Source organism: Sphingobacterium sp. UBA7631 (genome assembly GCF_002483935.1).
Classification (GTDB): Bacteria; Bacteroidota; Bacteroidia; order Sphingobacteriales; family Sphingobacteriaceae; genus Sphingobacterium; species Sphingobacterium multivorum.
Window position 1 is genome coordinate 459248 of the sequence record NZ_DLIX01000010.1, and the last position, 19172, is coordinate 478419.

A 19172-nucleotide genomic window follows, 5' to 3' on the forward strand; every position below is an offset into this window, starting at 1 on the left:
CCTCCAATGTATTTATCTAAAACTTAGTAACATGAAAAAATTAATGATGAGCGCCGTAGCCTTGGCTTTAATGTCATCTGCTACTTTTGCGAAAACGGGGCCAAAAGCGGCCGACAACAGCCTTGTTGAAAAATCAACGATTTACAAATCACAAAATGGAAAAGCTAATTTGAATATCGTGAGCGAAGCCAAAGAGATCAAGCTCGGAAAGTCTCGTACCCTATGTAGATTGACGATGAGTATCTATAATACAAGCGGTCAGTTGATCGAAACTCAGGTTCTCACGTACACCAGCTATGGAGCCAATGATATGTATTATAGCAGCTGTGGAGCATGGTTTAGTGCTACCATTCAGAATTATCAAAACTATTATGGTAATCCGAATCATTAAGTATCAATTAATCAAACAATGTAACGGGGCTAGTATGCCCCGTTTTCATTTTTCCACAATTCAACCAAAAGGAAACTTCTATTGGCGATCCTAATACGACAATGAAGATGCTACTGTATGCGAACATGCTATGGGGCTGACAGCTGATGATGTTAGAAAAGCGAGATACCGCTTAGTAAAAATAAATTGATCGTATTCGNNCGAATACGATCAATTTATTTTGGAATACTATTTCATAGCATTGTTTTACAGTGACTTATGGTTTTGGCAATAAAATTGGCATCAGCTGTCAATGAAGAATTACAAAGAAGCCAGCAAGAGATAGGAGAGGCGCTTCGTATCACCATTTAAACGATCATAAATAAAATGAAAGCTTCACCAATTACTGGAATTTTTGCGATACTAGTGTCAACCGCATTTGCTCAAACGACCCCTCAAAAAATAAAGGAGATTTCTCATGTCGAATCCAGTCTCATACCGCCTGTTCGTTTTGAGGGTGAGCCGGCCTGGAATATTAAATCGCGCATGGAATTTTATCAGGTTCCAGGTGTAAGCATCGCCGTGATAAAAAACGCTGAAATATTATGGAGCAAAACGTATGGTTTTGCCGATCTCGATTCGAAAACACCAGTTAGGTCAAACACCTTATTTCAGGTGGCGTCCATGAGCAAGCCCGTAAGTGCATACGCTGCATTGAAGGAAGTGGAGCTTGGCAAGTTGGCATCCAATGCCGATGTGAATTTATACCTGAAATCCTGGAAAATACCCGAAAATAATTGGACCAGAGCGAAAACTGTTACACTCAAAAATATCATTAGCCACACTGCCGGACTTACCGTAAGTGGGTTCCCGGGCTATCGGACAACAGACCCAATTCCTACAGCGGTAGAAGTACTGAGTGGTCTAAAGCCTGCTAATACACCTATGGTGTATGTTGATAAACTTCCTGGCTTAAATTTTCGGTATTCAGGCGGTGGCTATACCGTACTTCAACAGATGCTCGTTGATATTGAAGGGAAAGATTATAGTAGCATAATGGAAGAAAAGGTACTCTCACCTTTGGGTATGAAAAATAGCACTTTTGCCCAGCCTCTTCCTGAGTTGAAAAAACAATTTGCGGCGACGGCTTATACTGTAGATGGTAAAAAAGTCGAAGGAAGATATCATGTCTACCCAGAGCAGGCGGCTGCTGGCTTGTGGTCAACAGCAGAAGATTACGCTAGATTCGTGATCGATATTCAACGGACCTTAAATGGCAAAAGTAGTACTATTATTTCCAAGAAGATGGCCGAAGAATTCACAAGCCCCTATATTGAACCTATTATAGGATTAGGTGTCTTTCTGGAAGATTACGACGGTTCATCTTATTTTTGCCATGGTGGATGGAACGAAGGCTTTAGCTCCTATTTTGTTGGAAATAAAACAAGCGGTGATGGCGTAGTTATTCTTACAAATACAAACAAACCTGAATTTATCAACGAACTTGTCCGAGCGGTTGCATTAACCTATCAATGGCCCAATTACCTGGCCCCAATAAATAAAATTTTGCCGCTCAGTTCTCAAGAACTGAATGTCAATAGTGGACGTTATCGATCTGGCAAATACGGTGTTATAAGGGTCTATAGTCAGAGTGGCAAGCTTATGTCAGTCCAAAATCTAGACAAGCCTGTAGAGTTGGTTAAAGTGTCGGCAAATACTTTTGTTATGCGAGATCGAAACGTGAACGTAGTATTTTCAAAGGATACCGAAAGCGGTCAATATGAGCTTGTACAGGTTTTGCGTGATAAAAAGATTTATTCCAAAAATCCGAAAGTCAATGCAAATGACCGGACTCCACTAGAGCTTATTTTAGAAGGAAATTTCGAGGATGGATTAAAAGCTTTTCAAAAAGCAAAAGAACAGGATAGTGACGATGAGTTGCTTTCAGAAGGTTTCCTGAACGGTGCAGGTTATGAATTGCTCAAACAGCATAAAATAAACCAAGCTATTGACATATTTAAGGTGAATACGGTGCTATATCCTAAAAGTGAAAATGTTTATGATAGTTTAGCGGAAGCCTACCTGAAATCTGGACAAATAGATAGTGCCAAGAAGAACTATCAAAAAGTTCGCGAAATTAATCCTAAAAACGAAAGAGTAAGTAAGATTTTAGAAACGTTATAACACAAATATAATGAGCCATATTTTTGTTAATTTGCGAGCATGTCAAATCAAGCTAATAATTATCGATTGTTTTCCAAAGAAATTCTCTCACTTTGGAAGAGCCAGGATGTATCATATGTTAAAGTAGAAGAATTATCCATTGTTGAAGGAATCACTTTTTTTGAACTTATACCAGATTCCGAACTTTTGGATGAAGGTGGGGTAGAAACACTCTATGCCATAGATTCTGAAGATGTAGCGGATATGTTGGTGTTTAGCAAATCTATTCGTTTTGTTGTTCACGACATTTATTTGGATGAAGACTAATAAATTAGTTATTTATGATCGACAATTCAATCTGCATTGTCGATCATTAATGTACGGCAGTAGGCTGAGCTAGGGATAAATTAGCTTCTCATATTCAACCTTTCTTCCTGAAGATCTAACAAACGAAGGTGTTTGCGGATGATCTCTTCGTCCAATAAAAGTTCTTCGCGGTTTTTATTGATAAGCCAAATTCGCTGTGTTTCAAGGATATCGATATAGATTTTACGGTATTCGGCATAATTAATGATAATCTCGGAGCTCCGCAATTGATTTTCATACTTCTGTAGTTGATCCTTTAAGGTCGGAAAACTTTCAACTTTGTCCGCGTAATCATTACGAATCTTGTCAACGGCGACTTGAGCCAATCTATTCTGAATTTCATAATCGATCTCCTTTTCACTTCTTACAAAATCTCTATCTACTAATTTGATTTTCCTCAAGATAAAAGGGAGGGTCAACCCTTGAACAAGTAAGGTTAACAGAATCACAACAAATGTGATGAAAAGAATGAGATTCCTTTGAGGAAAAGGAGTTCCGTCGGCCAAAGTTAATGGGATAGATAGCGCTGCTGCCAAAGAAACGACGCCACGCATTCCAGTCCATCCGATAATCATTGGCGTTTGCCAACCGGGCGATTGAGCGTCTGCAACCGTTATAAAATTTCTCATGATCAAGGTCGTAATTACTGCAGCATACCCTGCAAAAATTCGTACAAGAATAAGGACTATTGTAACGGCGACGCCATAGCCAATAGCAGTGGAGATATTGGTATCACCCAATCCAGATACAATTTCCGGTAAATCTAATCCGATAAGCATAAAGACAATGCCATTCAGCAGAAAGCAAAAGCTTTCCCATACGGTTACTGTCCGGATTCGAGATGCACTGCTCAAAAAATCGTGACTACGATACGAGAGAAATAAGCCGCCACTGACAACCGCAAGAACCCCAGAAGAATGAAGTTGTTCTGCGATCAAATACATCGAGAAAGGTGCAATAAAAGTTAGCAATATGTCTGTATTGGAATCGGTTGGTAAAAGTTTATGCATTTTCAGAAAAACATAGGCAATTGTAAGTCCGATTCCCACTCCGCCAATACACATCCAAATAAAGCTCCCGGCCGCTTGGTACCATACATACTGCCCAGTAGCAGCAGCAATCATTGCAAAGCGAAAAATTATTAGTGAGGAAGCATCATTCAACAAACTTTCACCTTCCAATATGGACGCCAGCCTTTTGGGTACCTTCACGAATTTTAAAATTGCACCGGCACTAACCGCATCAGGAGGGGAAACTATTCCACCCAATAGAAAACCGAGAGCTAAGGAGAATCCCGGGATAAAATAGTTGGCAAAAACGGCAACGGACAATGCTGTAAAAAAGACCACAACAAAGGCAAAGCTGAAGATAATCCGGCGCCATCGCCAGAGTTCTTTCCAGGAAGTTGACCAAGCTGCCTCGTAGAGGAGCGGCGGTAAAAAAATAATGAATATCAATTCGGGTTCTATCTTTATAGGGGGAACTCCCGGGATAAAACTTATTACAAGTCCCGCTAATACGAGTAAAACAGGGTATGCAACCTGAATTTTTCTCGCCAGCATGATCAACATCGTAATTAGTAGGACTAAAAAAAGGTAAAACTCAAAATTCTCTAACATATGTAAATTTTAGGTATATAAATATAGATCAAATTTCTAGAAATATTTAAACTAGCTTGGCGGTATTCATGGTGGTAGATCTTCCTAAATTAGTTAAAGTTTGTCTTTCTCATAACCCACGATCTAAAATATGGGATGGCATTATTATAAAGAAAGGCCCGTCTTTGAGAAGTTTTACTTAAAATATAGTTTCAATAACAGTATAGGACAATACTCTAGGAATAACAACCCGAAGCTGTTCGAATACAACGATAAGTAGCATAATTACAACTAGAGGTATTTCCCTTTTCGCGATAATTACAGATTAGCCTCAATATATTTGTAAAGTTGAACATCATCAATAAACAATAATTATGGATAACAAAACATTAGGTAATAATATTGCCAAAGTGCGGAAAGAGCGAAATATGTCGCAAGCACAGCTTGCTGAACTTTTATTCGTCAGCCCCCAAGCAGTTGGAAAATGGGAGCGGGGAGAGTCTTTACCAGACTTTTTAACACTACATAGACTTGCGGAAATATTCGCAGTCGATCTAAACTACTTCGCCGAAAATTCGAAATTAGGAGATAGCGTAGCAAGTCAAAAGGTGGTCATTGGCACTTTAGATGACACGAAAGGAAATTCTCTGGAAGAGGCAAAATTTTCTGATACGGGACAAAAGCCGCTACTGACAGATTTTAGCGGTAACACGCTAGCCGAAACTGATTTTTCTGGCGTAAATGCGCCAAAGAGAAAATTTCTCGGAAGTGAGCTGCGTGGCACAGACTTCAGTACAGCAGATTTCACGGCAAGCATTTTTAAAGGAAGTGATATCCGCGATGCTAATTTTGATTCGTCGAACCTTACGGACTGTACATTTTCTGCTAGTAATATGACGAACGCAAATTTCAACAAGACCGTTCTCGCACGTACAGAATTTTATGCGTCGGAGTTGAACAATGCTAGATTTAATAGTATAAAGCTGACAGATGTCAAATTTACGGCGTCGGATCTCAGAAAAACCATTTTTGAACACTGTGAGTTCAATGGTGTTTGCTTTAAGTCCTGTGATATGAAAGGCATAAGCTTTGATGGGCAAGTATTTGTCGACGTAAAATTCGATAATGCAGACCTAGCAAACAGTTCATTTAGAGGGGTTATTCTTAGAAATGTTTCCTTTCGGCCCACGTTTGCGCTTACCAATAAATATTATAAGAGTATTAAAACAATCGATTTTGACGGGGCCTCAATGGACAAATTAACCTACGCAGCTCTTAAGGGAGTAGGCGTATCGCTTGAGAATATTGTGCTCTTATAAACAACACGATACAAATAGAAGGCATGGTTCTGCAAGTATGAACCATTGCCTAAGTGTAGGTGCCATACCAATGAAATCCATCAATTCCGGGAAATTAAATTAGGAGAGTCGTCAGCGCAGCATAGTAAAGCTAAAATATGCTAAACTAATTATCAAAGAAAGATTGGGAGACGGGTTGTATTCACGATTTCTTTCATGACAAAATAACTTTCCATATGTCTGATTCCCTTGATTGTTGCCAGTTTATTAAAATTGAATTCATGATAGTGATCAACATCCCTAACCATCACCTTTATTTGATAGTCAAATGCACCCGTTACGTGGAAACACTCGACTACTTCTGGAAATTTTTGTATCTCCTCCATAAATAACAAGGCACTTTCATTGGAATGTTTTTCCATACTAATGGATACAAGGACCATTAGATTAAGATCAAGTTTTCTTCTGTCCAGCAGAAAGACTTTCTGTTTGAGAACGGAGGTTGCCATTAACTTCTTAATACGTTCGTAAACGGGAGTCATGGATAAATTAACACGGTCAGCTATTTCCTTGTTACTTATGTTCGCATCCTGTTGCAAAAGGTCCAGAAGCATGAGGTCTTTCTCATCCAATTTCATTATCGTAGTAAATTAAATCTAAAAAAACTATATCTATGACTGTAGGTTAGATCGTAAACACTAGTAAATAAAATACCACCATATTATTTTACTAAAATAGCCATAATTACAGATATATAATACTATCATTTAAACTATATGTAGTAAATTTAAATTAATTAATTACTATCAATTTACCAACCTAAATAAAATTATGAGTGAGCCTCAATTAAAAAAAGTCCTTGGTCCGGTTATGTTATGGGGATTGGGTGTAGGCTATGTTATCTCGGGAATGTATTTTGGATGGAATCTCGGTTTGGCAGAAGGCGGCACATTGGGATTGGCCATTGCTACAGTGTTCGTTATTATCATGTACCTTACATTTACCTTCAGCTATACAGAGATGGCGTGTGCGATCCCTAAGGCTGGCGGAGCCTTTGAATATGCCAATCGAGGATTGGGCAAGCATTTGGGATTTGTCGCCGGTATTGCACAAAATATCGAGTTTGTTTTTGCTCCGCCTGCCATTGCTGCTGCTATAGGTGCTTATCTACATTTATTGCATCCTTCGGTTGACTATCTTATTTTTGCCATTGGGGCCTATGTGATTTTCACTTCAATGAATATACTGGGCGTAAAGCTCGCTGCATCATTTGAATTGGTCGTAACTGTTCTTGCGGTTATCGAATTACTAATATTTGCCGGTGTTACATTTCCGGCTTTCGAATTTTCCAACCTTGAGCACAACGCATTGCCCAATGGCTTCTCGGGTATTTTTGCAGCTATTCCGTTTGCCATCTGGTTTTTTCTCGCTATTGAAGGTGTAGCGAATGTTGCTGAGGAAACGATCAATCCACAGAAAAATGTATTAATCGGCTTTGGATCGGCCATCGTAACTTTAGTTGTGCTTTGTATCATTACATTTTTGTCGGCGGTGGGTGTCGGCGGCTGGGAGGCTGTTGTTTATCCTGTCGGAAGCACTGAACCCTCCGATTCACCATTGCCACTTGCCATTGCACATGTCATTGACAATCGCCATATTCTCTATAAACTACTTATAGGCGTTGGTCTTTTGGGTCTTATAGCCTCATTTCATGGTATCATTCTCGCTGGTGGCAGAGCTACCTTCGAATTTGGGAGAGTGGGGTATGCACCGTCGATTCTTGGAAAAGTACATCAACGATTTAAGACTCCGGCCAATGCACTCTTAATCAATATGGCTATTGGCATCATAGCATTATTGACCGGAAAGACCGCAGGTATTATTACCATCGCATGTTTTGGGGCAATCTGTCTTTATATAATATCCATGTGGTCATTTTTTGCCTTGCGAAAAAAGGAACCCGATTTGGAACGCCCATTCAAAGTTCCATTGTATCCGCTGTTTCCGGCAATTGCATTTATTATTGCTGTCGTGTGTCTCATTGCAATGATATATTATAACCCCTTGACAGCTCTATTATTCTTTGGGCTTGTCATCTTATCATACCTCTATTTCCTAATCTTCCTTGACAAGGACAAAACCATCAAATTATGATAACTAAAAATGAAATTATTGCCAAATTAACAGCAAGCACAAGTACGCACGTTAAAGTTGCCGTCGCTGATATAGACGGGGTGCTCCGTGGGAAATTTATGCATCGGGATAAGTTTATCTCTGCACTGGACAATGAATTTGGGTTTTGCTCGGTGGTGTTTGGATGGGATGTTAACGATCAGGTTTATGACAATGTGGAAATTACAGGCTGGCATACAGGATACGGCGATTTCCCGGCGCGTATTGATGGAAATACATTTCGACAGATTCCCTGGCAAGAAGATATTCCCTTTTTTCTAGCTGATTTTGAATCTCCGCTTTCTCGCGACCAAAATGTGTGCCCAAGATCACTCCTTAAAAACATAATTGCACAGGCGGAGACTGCCGGATTTAAACCAATTTTTTCACAGGAATTTGAATGGTTTAATTTCGTGAAAGCCGATAATGCCGCTCCCCAAAATAGTTTTAGAGATATGACACCGATAACATCTGGTATGTTTGGCTATTCCATCTTACGGATGTCTGACAACTACGGATTTTTTCAGGATCTTTTGGCTATGCTCGAAAGATTCGGTGTACCTCTTGAGGGCCTACATACGGAGACCGGGCCAGGTGTTCTGGAAGCTGCGATCCAATGTAGTGATGCTCTTGAAGCTGCGGATAGGGCTACGCTCTTTAAATCTGCGGTTAAGGACATCGGAAAAAAACATAATATCACGGCGAGTTTTATGGCGAAACAGACCAAGGACTTACCTGGCTGCAGTGGCCATGTGCATCAAAGTCTTTGGGATCTCAACAAACAGAACAACCTCTTTTATGATAAAGATGATGAACTCGGAATGAGCCAGTTGATGAAGCATTTTCTTGCTGGGCAATTGTATTGTTTACCTGATATTCTACCGTTATTGGCGCCCACTGTTAACAGTTATAAAAGGCTGACTGAAGGAGCATGGGCACCGACAACCCTGACTTGGGGCATAGATAATCGTACCACAGCACTCCGCGTCATCGAAGGTGGCCCCAAGGCCACACGCATTGAACACCGTGTTGTCGGTTCAGATGTGAACCCTTATTTGGCAGTAGCAGCATGTTTGGCTAGCGGGTTGTATGGCATCAAGTATAAATTGCCATTGGATAATCGACATACTAGCGGTAATGGTTATAAAGATCTGCAACACGGCGTGTTACCAAGAAACCTCCACGATGCGACCGCTCGAATGGCGCAATCGCAAATAGCCTCCGAGCTATTTGGCCAAAAGTTTGTCGATCATTTTTGTAAATCACGGTTATGGGAATGGCGACAATTTTCAGAGCAGGTCACAGATTGGGAAACAAAAAGATATTTTGAAATTATTTAACTGAACAATGGATACAGCAAAAATTTACGGTTTTAATTTTCCGACACCGATCCGTTTTGGTGCTGGAGTGATCGATGAGCTACCAGACTATTTATTGACCAATGGACTTAATCGCCCTCTACTGGTAACGGATCCGACTATCGCCCAACTGCCATTTTTTAAGGGAGTCCAACAAAAGCTGACGAACAAAGGGATCGACGTTATTGTCTTTCATGATTTGCATAAAAATCCAATAAAATCTGATGTTCTTTTGGGAGGAGATGTCTTTAGAGGGCAAAATAGAGATTCAATTATTGGCGTTGGCGGTGGAGCAGCACTCGACGTAGCACGGGCAATTGCCTTGCGCGCAAATCATCATCGTGATTTATTTGATTACGACGATCTGATCGGTGGCGATATCTATGTGACCAACGAGATACCACCATTGATTACTGTACCCACGACCGCCGGGACTGGGAGTGAGGTGGGGCGTAGTGCTATTATTTCAGAAGATGAAACCAAGAAAAAACGAATTCTATTTAGTCCCAGATTGATGGCAAAAATTGTATTTGCCGATCCTTTGCTTACAATGGATCTGCCACCGTTTATTACGGCAGCAACGGGAATGGACGCACTTACCCACAATATGGAAGCCTATTTGGCCAAAGGGTATCATCCGATGTGTGATGGTATAGCGCTTGAAGGAATGGCCATGGTGGCGACGTCTATTGAGTGTGCTACGAAAGAATCAGACTTGCCATCCCGCTCTAAAATGCTTTTGGCATCATTGATGGGAGCTGTTGCTTTTCAGAAGGGTTTAGGAGTCGTTCATAGTTTAGCGCATCCGCTGTCCTCGCTCCTTGATACCCATCATGGACTGGCCAACGCGGTAAATCTTCCCTATGGCATGCAGTTTAATTATGTCGGTTTTGAAGATCGTTTCGATAAAATGGCCATGGCTTTAGGGCTCGGCAGTCATGCTGGAGACAGGGTCGTAGACTATCTGTTTGACCTCAATGTACGTTTGGGACTGCCAACACAATTATCTGCGATAGGCGTGCAAAAGGAACATCTGCAACCGTTATCAGAACTGGCGTTTGCAGATTTCTGTCACCCATCAAACCCCAAGCCCGTTAGCAAAGCAGATTTTCTTGCAATTTATGAAACCGCTTACGAAGGAAAATAATATGTTAAAAATCGGTATTAGTGCGTGTTTTTTTTATCCAGACCCCGAGAGGACGGTCTTTGGACACAAATCACTGAGCTATATGGAAAATGATATGGTTCGATGGATAACTAAAAAAGGCGTTCTTCCTATATTATTGCCGGATCTTGAAGAATCATTATTAGCGGACATCTTACACCAGATGGATGGCATAGTTCTTCAAGGTGGAAGCGATATAGCACCCCAGCATTATGGAGAAGAGCCTATCGGACCCTGGAAAGGAGACCCTTATCGGGATCAATATGATCTAAAGATATTGGATTATGCCATCAGAAATCATAAGCCAGTCTTAGGTATCTGTCGGGGATTTCAGTTAATGAACGTCTATTTTGGAGGCACAATGTATCAGGATATCGGTAGTCAGCTTCCTCAGTCGGCTGTACATCGTTCAGCAAGTCTATACGACACCATCAATCATCCCGTACATATAGAACCAGGAACACTTTTCGACAGACTATATGGCCATGTTGCCAATCCATTGGTCAACACTGTACATCATCAGGCTATTAAAGATCTTGGCCATGATCTCGAAGTCTTTGCGCGCTCGGAAGACGGATTTATCGAAGCATTTGGTTATACCAAAGAAGCGGCCGGGAAAGTGATGGGTGTACAATGGCATCCCGAATTTTCCCAAACACAGAAGGGAATACTTTTAGATGAAAATTTAATTCTTAATGTTTTTATCGAACATGCAAGACAACATAGAAATTAGAAATCCTGCAACCGGTGCTGTAGTAGCAACGTTGCCTTCAACCACAACAGTTGAATTGGAAAATACACTCTCCTTACTAAAACAGGGACAGCAAAAATGGGCCAACGTTCCTTTGAAGGATCGTTTGGCGTGCATCATACAATTTGGGGAGCTGATCTTGGCGAATAAACAGGAACTTGCGGAGATCCTTATCAAGGAGACGGGCAAACCCATCACACAATCGCTTAATGAAATTAACGGAGCACAAAACCGTATCGAGCATCTTCGAAAAAATGCTGAAAGATGGCTTTCAGAAGAAATTATTGTAAATGAGGGAGCTACACTAGAACATATTCGCTATGAACCACTTGGTGTAATTGCCAATATTTCTGCATGGAATTTTCCTTATAATGTGGGCTTTAATGTTTTTCTGTACGCCTTGGTTGCGGGCAATGCCGTGCTTTATAAACCTTCTGAATTTGCTACGCTAACCGGATTGCAGTTTGCAAAATACCTTTATGAAGCCGGTATACCTGATGATGTATTTCACTGTATTGTTGGAGATGGGAGGATTGGCGAGCATATCTTATCATTGCCATTGGATGGCTATTTCTTTACTGGATCCTATAAAACTGGAGTACATATTGCTAGGACCGTAGCGCATAAATTAGTTCCAGTCCAGCTTGAGCTAGGCGGAAAGGATCCACTATACGTAACAGAAGATGTGAAAGACATAAAACAGGCGGCGGTGTCGGCAGCCGAAGGCGCTTTCTACAACAATGGGCAGAGCTGTTGTGCGGTTGAACGTATCTATGTTTCAGAACAGATATACGATGAGTTTGTCGAGGCATTTATTGAGGAGGTAGCTTCCTATCAGGTTGGCGATCCTTGCGCTGGAGACACATTTATCGGTCCTTTAACGAGGGCTGCTCAGCTGGACGTCCTTGAGGATCAAGTGAAAGATGCCCTTGCAAAGGGAGCAACACTACGGTTGGGCGGACATGTATTAGAAGGTAAGGGATATTATTATGCTCCCACAGTATTTGAGCACTGTAATCACAACATGCTACTTATGCGTGAAGAGACTTTTGGTCCGTTGATAGGTATACAAAAGGTCACTTCAGACGAAGAGGCAATTACGTTGATGCAGGATACGACCTATGGCCTTACTGCAGCGGTGTTTTCGTCCGATCAGGATAGAGCAATGAATATCCTTAGCAAAATGGATACAGGAACGGTGTATTGGAACTGCTGTGATAGGGTAAGCCCTAATGTGCCTTGGTCCGGAAGACGAAATTCTGGCTTAGGTTCGACCTTATCGGCTCAAGGTATACGAGCATTTGTTCAGCCTAAAGCCTATCATTTAAGACCCGCATAATTTAATGTTTAATTCTATGGATATAGCCCATTATGCCGATCGTTCATTGGATAATGGGCTTTCCCTCAAAAATAAATTTCGGTACCTCATGAGAGTGAGTGCGTAAAGATTATGGGGTCCGCTTCATGGAAAAGTGATCGCCAAGGTGACTTATGCCGATGCAATAGATATGCAAGTCTTTACTGATGAGAGATAGACTGAATGAATTCGCTAAAATGCTTGAAGACTCTCGCAACATTTTCTATTTTTGTTACAAACAGAAAAGAAATGAGCACTGAAGTGACAGGTTTGAAGCGTGTAGCCACACTATATATATTAAGAAATAAAGATAAGTTTCTATTGCTAAAGCGCCTTAAAGAACCCAATAAAGATATGTATGTTCCCGTTGGTGGGAAATTAGACCCATTTGAAAACCCGGATGATGCGGTAGTTCGTGAAGTCATGGAAGAAACAGGGATCCATATCACGTCAAAACAATTTTGTTGCATGTTAACCGAAACATCACCGATCAATTACAATTGGATCAGCTATGTATATGTATCCGATATCGAATATGTAGAGGCCCCCTATTGTAATGAGGGTGACCTCGAATGGATCGCTGCAGACGAACTGGAATCTATTCCGACCCCTTTAACCGATCTTTATATTTATGATTATGTGGCTAAGGGAAAACTGTTTGCTTTTAATGCCGTATATGATTCAGACCTAAACTTGACCGGGTTATGGGAACAATATAATGGCATCAAGATCAAGTAAACTACTTAAATTGAATTAAAATTAGAATGATTATCAATAAAACTGCCATTAAAGTCATCGCATTCGATGCAGATGATACATTATGGGTAAACGAACCATATTTTCAAAAAGCAGAACATGATTTTTGTGCACTGTTAGAAAATTATCTTCCACAGCATGCAGTATCAAAAGAATTATTTGAAACAGAAATGAATAACCTGTCCCTCTATGGGTATGGTGTGAAAGGCTTTATTCTTTGTATGATAGAGACTGCCAGCCGTATTTCGGCAGGACAGTTATCGCTGAAGACAATAAACAAAATCATAGCGATTGGACAAGATTTATTAAAGATGCCGATTGAATTATTGGAAGGTGTTGAAGATACGTTGGTAAGGCTGAGTGCACATTATAAGCTAATCGTAGCCACAAAAGGCGATCTTTTGGATCAGGAAAGAAAGCTGAAAAATTCGGGTCTCCAAAAGTACTTCCATCATGTGGAAATTATGAGTAACAAGAAAAATGACGATTACTCAAAATTATTAAGAAAAATTGAATGCCCCGCTGAAAATTTTATCATGATCGGAAATTCAATCAACTCCGATGTTCTGCCTGTTTTGGCATTGGGGGGACAGGCAATACATGTCCCTTACCATGTGACTTGGACACATGAGCAAGCTTGTGATGAGGTTAAACCAAGCAATTTCCTGCAGGTAGAAAGTCTAGATCAACTGCTACCGATTCTGCTTTAATCGAAAATGCGCATCTAGATGCGCATTTTTCCACCGACTGTTCCCCAGCAAAGAGCTGCGAAACAATTAACTGTATTCTGTTGTTATTCATCAGTACAGTTAACCTCTCACATGGCAATAATTACGAAATATCTAATTATCCTTTTACCCTTTTTTATTTTAAGCTGTAAGAGCAGTCAGCAAAAAGGCGATACGTTGTATTATGGTGGAAATATTATTACGATGGAAGATGATTTTCCCCAGGTAGATGCGTTAGTAGTAAAAGGCGGGAAAATTCTTTTCGTCGGTAGCCGGAAAGAAGCGGGCCCCTATGTAGGGGAAAACACGAAACAGATCGATTTAAAGGGAAAAACTTTACTGCCTGGCTTTATCGATGCCCATGGCCATATCACTTCAAGAGCAGGAATGGAACAGGCAATAGATTTATCGCCAAGTCCATATGGTACCGTTAATTCAATACCAGATCTTCAAAAGACTATATTATCAGTTATTAAGCGAACAAAATTAGGCACGTCTGTTCCTGTATTAGGAAATGGTTACGATGATGCTATCATGCGTGAGCATCGCCATCCGACTCGTCAGGAATTGGATGCGATCAGTACGACAAATCCGATTATTGTCATTCATGCTTCTGGTCATGCAAGTGTTGCCAATAGTGCGATGTTGAAGTTATTAGGTATTGCCGAAAATGTAAAAGACCCGGAGGGGGGACATTACGGCCGAAGCCCTGATAATCGACTAAACGGCAAACTAGAAGAAAATGCCTCTTTTGCCGCACTGGTGAAGTTGACGAATATGATTCCCAAGCCTCAACAGGCCAAAAATGAGCTATCTCAATCCCTAAAAGATTTTGTCAAAGCGCAAGACGAATGGCTTAGTTATGGGCAGACAACAATCTGTGACGGACGTTCGATGGGAGTGGGGGTTGGCCTGTTGAAGGAAGCAGTTTCGAGAAATCTTTTAAAGGCAGATGTGGTTTATTTTCCGGATTTTGAAGCAAACAAAGCCGAATGGAAATCCTTTAAACCCAATTACATGAAATACGAAAAGCGTTTGAAATTTGGTGGATTTAAATTTTCGGATGATGGTTCGCCTCAGGGGAAGACAGCTTGGTTGACAGAACCATACCTGGTTCCACCAGAAGGTCAACCGGCAGATTACAAAGGCTTTCCAATCTTTTCGGACCAGACCCTCTACAATGATTTAAAAACAGTGTTTTCAAATCATATTACGGCACAACTACATGTTAATGGCGATGCGGCTATTGATCAGGCACTTCGTGTGATCGGCAGATTGAAAGCCGAAGGAATTTATAAACCTGAGCTTAGGGCAACCTTGATACATGTGCAGAACAGCCGCCCCGATCATATCGCCAAGATAAGAGATATCGGTGTTATTCCTTCCTACTTTTCATCCCATGTTTACTTATGGGGAGATTGGCACTATCAAAGTGTTTTTGGTCCCAAACGTGCGGCGTTTATTAGTCCAGCTCAGTCGGCAAAAAAAGCGGGAATACCGTTTACCATCCATCATGATAGCCCAGTAACGCCTCCAGATCTATTGACCGGGGTGTATGCTGCAGTCAATCGGACGACACGTTCGGGAATGTTGTTGGGGCCAGATGAACGTATTGATGTCAGGGACGCACTCAAAGCAATTACCATCAATGCTGCCTATCAGTATCAGGAAGAAAAAGATAAAGGGTCTCTCAAAAAAGGAAAACTAGCTGATTTGGTTATTTTGGATCAAAATCCATTAACAATTGATCCCCAAAAATTACGGGACATCAAAGTAATTGAAACAATCAAAGAAGGGAATACCGTCTTTAAGCGAAATTGATCGATCTGTCAATCCCATAATAAAACAGCATTGTAAACTCATTTTGATTCGCGATTGTTTGGAAAAACCCGCTATTGTACTGTTAGTTGCCACTCTGCTGGACTAGTGACGATGAGTCGAAGTCATCGTTTTCAAGAGGATCAAATGTTGGGATAAAACAGGAGAGTTGTATAGTAATACAACAGCGTCAAGTCTTCATCCTTTAAAGAAATAGCGAATAATAAATCGCCACATGCAAATATTAAATGGTCTTAAACTTTTGCGGCTTGTGGCCTATCTTTACACGATGATCGATTCATGATGTCACTTTTGAACAAACAATAGATCTATTTCATCATGCAACGCAGGGAGGGTTATGTTAGATGGAATCCTGTTTTTACTAAAATCCAGAAATAAATATGAAATCGCTATTGATATTTCTTTTTTCGATAAACCTTGTTTACGGTCAATCTATACCAAATTTGACAGTAGGTTATGGAGATTGTTATGATAGCCTTCCCAAATTAGTAATCAAAGCAGCTACACCAGAAGACTATCATAAAGCATTTAGCTCCAACATTATCAATAAAACTCCTGCTGTTGAACGGAAAAGCTTTGTGATTCCTACAGGCAAAGGCAAGCTAAAGTTCAGGAAATATAGTTTTTCAGCCGGTTATGGCGATGGATTTAAGGGTTGGGCGTATAAAGGCTATCTTCCCAAACTGAAAATGCATATTCTCGTAAGCAATCATGTTGCTGAATCATTAGGTTTTAGCGATTTAGTTTTACTCGATAGCATCAACGGTAGTCAACATACAATTGCTTCAGTCGGCGACGGTGCAGTTGAAATACCAATTCCATCTCCAAACGGAGATTTTCTTGCTTATTATTATAATGAGGTCTATGCTGCGAATAGTTGCTTTATAGGGGTACTTGCTGTCCGCAAAGAAAGGGCTCCTTTCCGGATCAAACTTTCCGAATACAACAGTTTTGAAACGGACAATTGGGCGGTGGAAAACATCAGATGGATCGATAGCATGACGATCATAATAAAAGCTTATACGTGTAAAAAAGTTGCCAATGAAAATATGAAGCAGTTTGCGTACTACACTGCCCGGTTAAGCAAAGAAAATACAAACTAAGGTATAGAGATGATTATACAACAAAATATCATCATGCTAACTGTTGCTGCAATTTGCTCTTGTAACAATCCTAGCGTACCCTTACAAAAACGGGATGTTAAGCAATCAGAACATCCTATTGACGGAGAAGTAGTGATATCCGGGCAGCAGATAGATACGGTCCCCGTCTCACATACCACGAATGAGGTTAAGACAACAACATCCATAAAGTTCAATGAATTTGTCGTTTCGATTCAAGGCATGGCCATTTTTGATCCAGAGAGGATGGATCGACTACAACGTGATATCGTAGAAATCGAAGCAGAAGTCGGGGAAAGCATCGAGGGAACTTATATTTCTATTTTAAGTGATCAGGTCCGTGACTTGAAGGTTGAACAACGCTATGAAACCAGCGTAACTATTATGAATGAAGGTCCCCATTGTGATCTTACCGAATGGAAACATTTTAACTCAGACTGGAAGCCTTTAAAACAAAATGGGAATGGCCTTTTTCTAAGTGAAGAATATACTGATCAGGATCATCGGACCTTTCCCAGCGTATCTATGGACGAGTTGAAACAAAAAGTAAAAGAGCAGTGTGGTGAAGAATGGTTTAAACTTTTGACTAAAGTAAAATCGCCATCTGAATATCCATCAGCAGTCGGTATAAGCCGTTATTTCTTACGGATCGCATGTCGTCTTAAAGATAACGGTAAAAAAGTTACCAAATTAATCATTATCAAAACTCCAATGGGATGTTAACAGCTTAATTGCTGAATCACAACACCAGGATTTTCCAAGTTATAAATCTATACAAAGAGATTACGAAAAAAGTAATGCTTTCAAAAGATTCAGTATTTTAACACCGGTTTTATTATTTTTGCTATGGTTGGACCAATGAAATACCACTTCAAGAACACAACAATGAAATTAAGCCTATTGACTAAAGCAATTTTTACTATAGTATTCTTATTTTTAACAAAGAATAATATTTTCGCCCAAACCAAATACCAAAAGGATTTTTATGAGTTTTGGTCTGATATCAATAAACATTATGCTTATTTAGAAAGGCAAAATATCGACTGGAATAAAGTCAAAGAAATTTATTCTTCACAAGTAGAAAAAGTTACAAATGACAACGAGTTTATTCAGTTGCTTGAAAATACGTTGAATGAGCTGTACAATGGACATTCGTCGTTAAGCACAAATCTTAATACATCAAACAGGATAATTCCATCATGGTCCGACCTACGTGTCGAAAAAAATGGAAACAAATATTTAATAAAAGACTTAAGAAAAGGTTTTGGTGCAGATTTAGCTGGGTTAAAAATTGGTATGCAAGTAACTCTTTTCAACGGAAAAGCAATCGATGAACAGTTAAAAAGTTTCTTACCTCGATTTACAGATCATTACAGTCCAAAGATGTATCAGTATGCTTTAGATATGCTTTTTGCGGGAACTCATGATAAGAAACGCGTGATTACTGTCGTTGAAAACGGCGAACGTAAAACATTTGAACCGGTAAGCTATGACAATCGGAATGAATTGTTGTATTATAAAATTATAAATGGAAACACAGCCTATATCAAAATCAATAATTCACTGGGAAATAATAACTTGATCGCTGAATTTGATAAGACGCTTGACAGTTTGATTTCTAATAAAAACCTTATTTTGGATTTGACTGAAACTCCTAGCGGTGGAAATTCAACGGTTGCGAGGGCCATTATGGGGCGGTTTGTCAATAAAGTTCTACCTTATCAAATTCACGAATTTGATGAGAAGGATTATGACACAAAACGACATTGGGTAGAGTATGTAAGTCCACGTAAGGAAATCTTCAAGGGTAATGTGTATATCCTCGTGGGACACTGGACAGGAAGTATGGGCGAAGGGATAGCTATAGGTTTTGACGCGCTTGATAGAGCGACAGTTATTGGCACACCTATGGCCGGGCTATTAGGCGCAATTTCAAACTTCCGTCTCACAGAAACAAAAATTGGATTCCAATTCCCAACGGAAAGATTGTATCATATCAACGGAATGCCAAGAGAGGATTTTATTCCCAAGATTTTGTGTGAAAATATCGAAGAAACATTAAAAAAAGCGAAGGAGATAGCTTGGTAGGTTAGATAGGAGATGATGGCTCAGTTTGCCTGAAAACTCATG

At 40.2% G+C, this 19172-nt stretch carries 17 protein-coding genes; 15 read left to right on the forward strand and 2 right to left on the reverse strand.

Going from position 1 to position 19172, the window contains the following annotated elements; genetic code table 11:
- Nucleotides 1-31: 31 nt before the first annotated feature.
- The 3 genes from B3P16_RS18345 to B3P16_RS18355 all read left to right on the forward strand — a co-directional run bounded on the left by B3P16_RS18345 (nucleotide 32) and on the right by B3P16_RS18355 (nucleotide 2860).
- The gene (locus B3P16_RS18345) at nucleotides 32-391 is read left to right on the forward strand and encodes a hypothetical protein (protein ID WP_286843815.1); all 360 of its coding nucleotides are present in this window, start codon (nucleotides 32-34) and stop codon (nucleotides 389-391) included.
- 366 nt (nucleotides 392-757) lie between these two features.
- Nucleotides 758-2554: a beta-lactamase family protein gene (locus B3P16_RS18350; RefSeq protein WP_286843816.1), complete on the forward strand. Its 1797-nt coding sequence runs from the start codon at nucleotides 758-760 to the stop codon at nucleotides 2552-2554.
- Nucleotides 2555-2593: 39 nt separating this feature from the next.
- Nucleotides 2594-2860, forward strand: a complete 267-nt coding sequence (locus B3P16_RS18355) for a hypothetical protein (RefSeq protein ID WP_046673356.1) — start codon at nucleotides 2594-2596, stop codon at nucleotides 2858-2860.
- 80 nt (nucleotides 2861-2940) lie between these two features.
- Here B3P16_RS18355 and B3P16_RS18360 read toward each other — a convergent pair whose 3' ends face one another.
- On the reverse strand, nucleotides 2941-4518 hold the full coding sequence (locus B3P16_RS18360; RefSeq protein WP_286843817.1) for a Na+/H+ antiporter: 1578 nt from the start codon (nucleotides 4516-4518) through the stop codon (nucleotides 2941-2943).
- A gap of 353 nt (nucleotides 4519-4871) precedes the next feature.
- On the opposite strand from B3P16_RS18360, the gene B3P16_RS18365 reads away from it, so the two are divergent.
- A complete protein-coding gene (locus B3P16_RS18365; RefSeq protein ID WP_112374120.1) occupies nucleotides 4872-5816 on the forward strand; it encodes a pentapeptide repeat-containing protein in 945 nt (314 codons plus the stop codon).
- A gap of 152 nt (nucleotides 5817-5968) precedes the next feature.
- Here the strand turns inward: B3P16_RS18365 and B3P16_RS18370 are convergent, their stop codons facing one another.
- Nucleotides 5969-6433 carry an Lrp/AsnC family transcriptional regulator gene (locus B3P16_RS18370; protein ID WP_070564088.1) on the reverse strand — a complete coding sequence of 155 codons (465 nt, stop codon included), beginning with the start codon at nucleotides 6431-6433 and terminating at the stop codon, nucleotides 5969-5971.
- A 193-nt stretch (nucleotides 6434-6626) separates the two neighbouring features.
- On the opposite strand from B3P16_RS18370, the gene eat reads away from it, so the two are divergent.
- From eat to B3P16_RS18425, 11 genes are all read left to right on the forward strand, one after another.
- Nucleotides 6627-7949, forward strand: coding sequence for an ethanolamine permease (gene eat / locus B3P16_RS18375; RefSeq protein ID WP_115048706.1), 1323 nt, complete (start codon nucleotides 6627-6629; stop codon nucleotides 7947-7949).
- A complete protein-coding gene (locus tag B3P16_RS18380; protein WP_156167603.1) occupies nucleotides 7946-9307 on the forward strand; it encodes a glutamine synthetase family protein in 1362 nt (453 codons plus the stop codon). The genes eat and B3P16_RS18380 overlap by 4 nt, the downstream gene beginning before the upstream one ends.
- A gap of 7 nt (nucleotides 9308-9314) precedes the next feature.
- Nucleotides 9315-10472 carry an iron-containing alcohol dehydrogenase gene (locus B3P16_RS18385; protein ID WP_286802036.1) on the forward strand — a complete coding sequence of 386 codons (1158 nt, stop codon included), beginning with the start codon at nucleotides 9315-9317 and terminating at the stop codon, nucleotides 10470-10472.
- Nucleotides 10447-11223 carry a gamma-glutamyl-gamma-aminobutyrate hydrolase family protein gene (locus B3P16_RS18390; RefSeq protein WP_286843822.1) on the forward strand — a complete coding sequence of 259 codons (777 nt, stop codon included), beginning with the start codon at nucleotides 10447-10449 and terminating at the stop codon, nucleotides 11221-11223. Before B3P16_RS18385 ends, B3P16_RS18390 begins: the two co-directional genes overlap by 26 nt.
- Entirely contained in the window at nucleotides 11201-12580 is a 1380-nt protein-coding gene (locus B3P16_RS18395; RefSeq protein WP_286843824.1) for an aldehyde dehydrogenase family protein, read from the forward strand. The genes B3P16_RS18390 and B3P16_RS18395 overlap by 23 nt, the downstream gene beginning before the upstream one ends.
- Nucleotides 12581-12847: 267 nt before the next feature.
- Nucleotides 12848-13336: an NUDIX hydrolase gene (locus B3P16_RS18400; RefSeq protein WP_286843825.1), complete on the forward strand. Its 489-nt coding sequence runs from the start codon at nucleotides 12848-12850 to the stop codon at nucleotides 13334-13336.
- Nucleotides 13337-13362: 26 nt separating this feature from the next.
- Nucleotides 13363-14064: an HAD family hydrolase gene (locus B3P16_RS18405; RefSeq protein WP_286767204.1), complete on the forward strand. Its 702-nt coding sequence runs from the start codon at nucleotides 13363-13365 to the stop codon at nucleotides 14062-14064.
- Between the two features lie 111 nt (nucleotides 14065-14175).
- Nucleotides 14176-15903, forward strand: coding sequence for an amidohydrolase (locus B3P16_RS18410; RefSeq protein ID WP_286843827.1), 1728 nt, complete (start codon nucleotides 14176-14178; stop codon nucleotides 15901-15903).
- A 398-nt stretch (nucleotides 15904-16301) separates the two neighbouring features.
- A complete protein-coding gene (locus tag B3P16_RS18415) occupies nucleotides 16302-17024 on the forward strand; it encodes a hypothetical protein (RefSeq protein ID WP_286843829.1) in 723 nt (240 codons plus the stop codon).
- Nucleotides 17025-17033: 9 nt separating this feature from the next.
- Entirely contained in the window at nucleotides 17034-17765 is a 732-nt protein-coding gene (locus B3P16_RS18420) for a hypothetical protein (protein WP_286843831.1), read from the forward strand.
- A 162-nt stretch (nucleotides 17766-17927) separates the two neighbouring features.
- Nucleotides 17928-19130, forward strand: a complete 1203-nt coding sequence (locus B3P16_RS18425; RefSeq protein WP_286843832.1) for a S41 family peptidase — start codon at nucleotides 17928-17930, stop codon at nucleotides 19128-19130.
- Nucleotides 19131-19172: the final 42 nt, after the last annotated feature.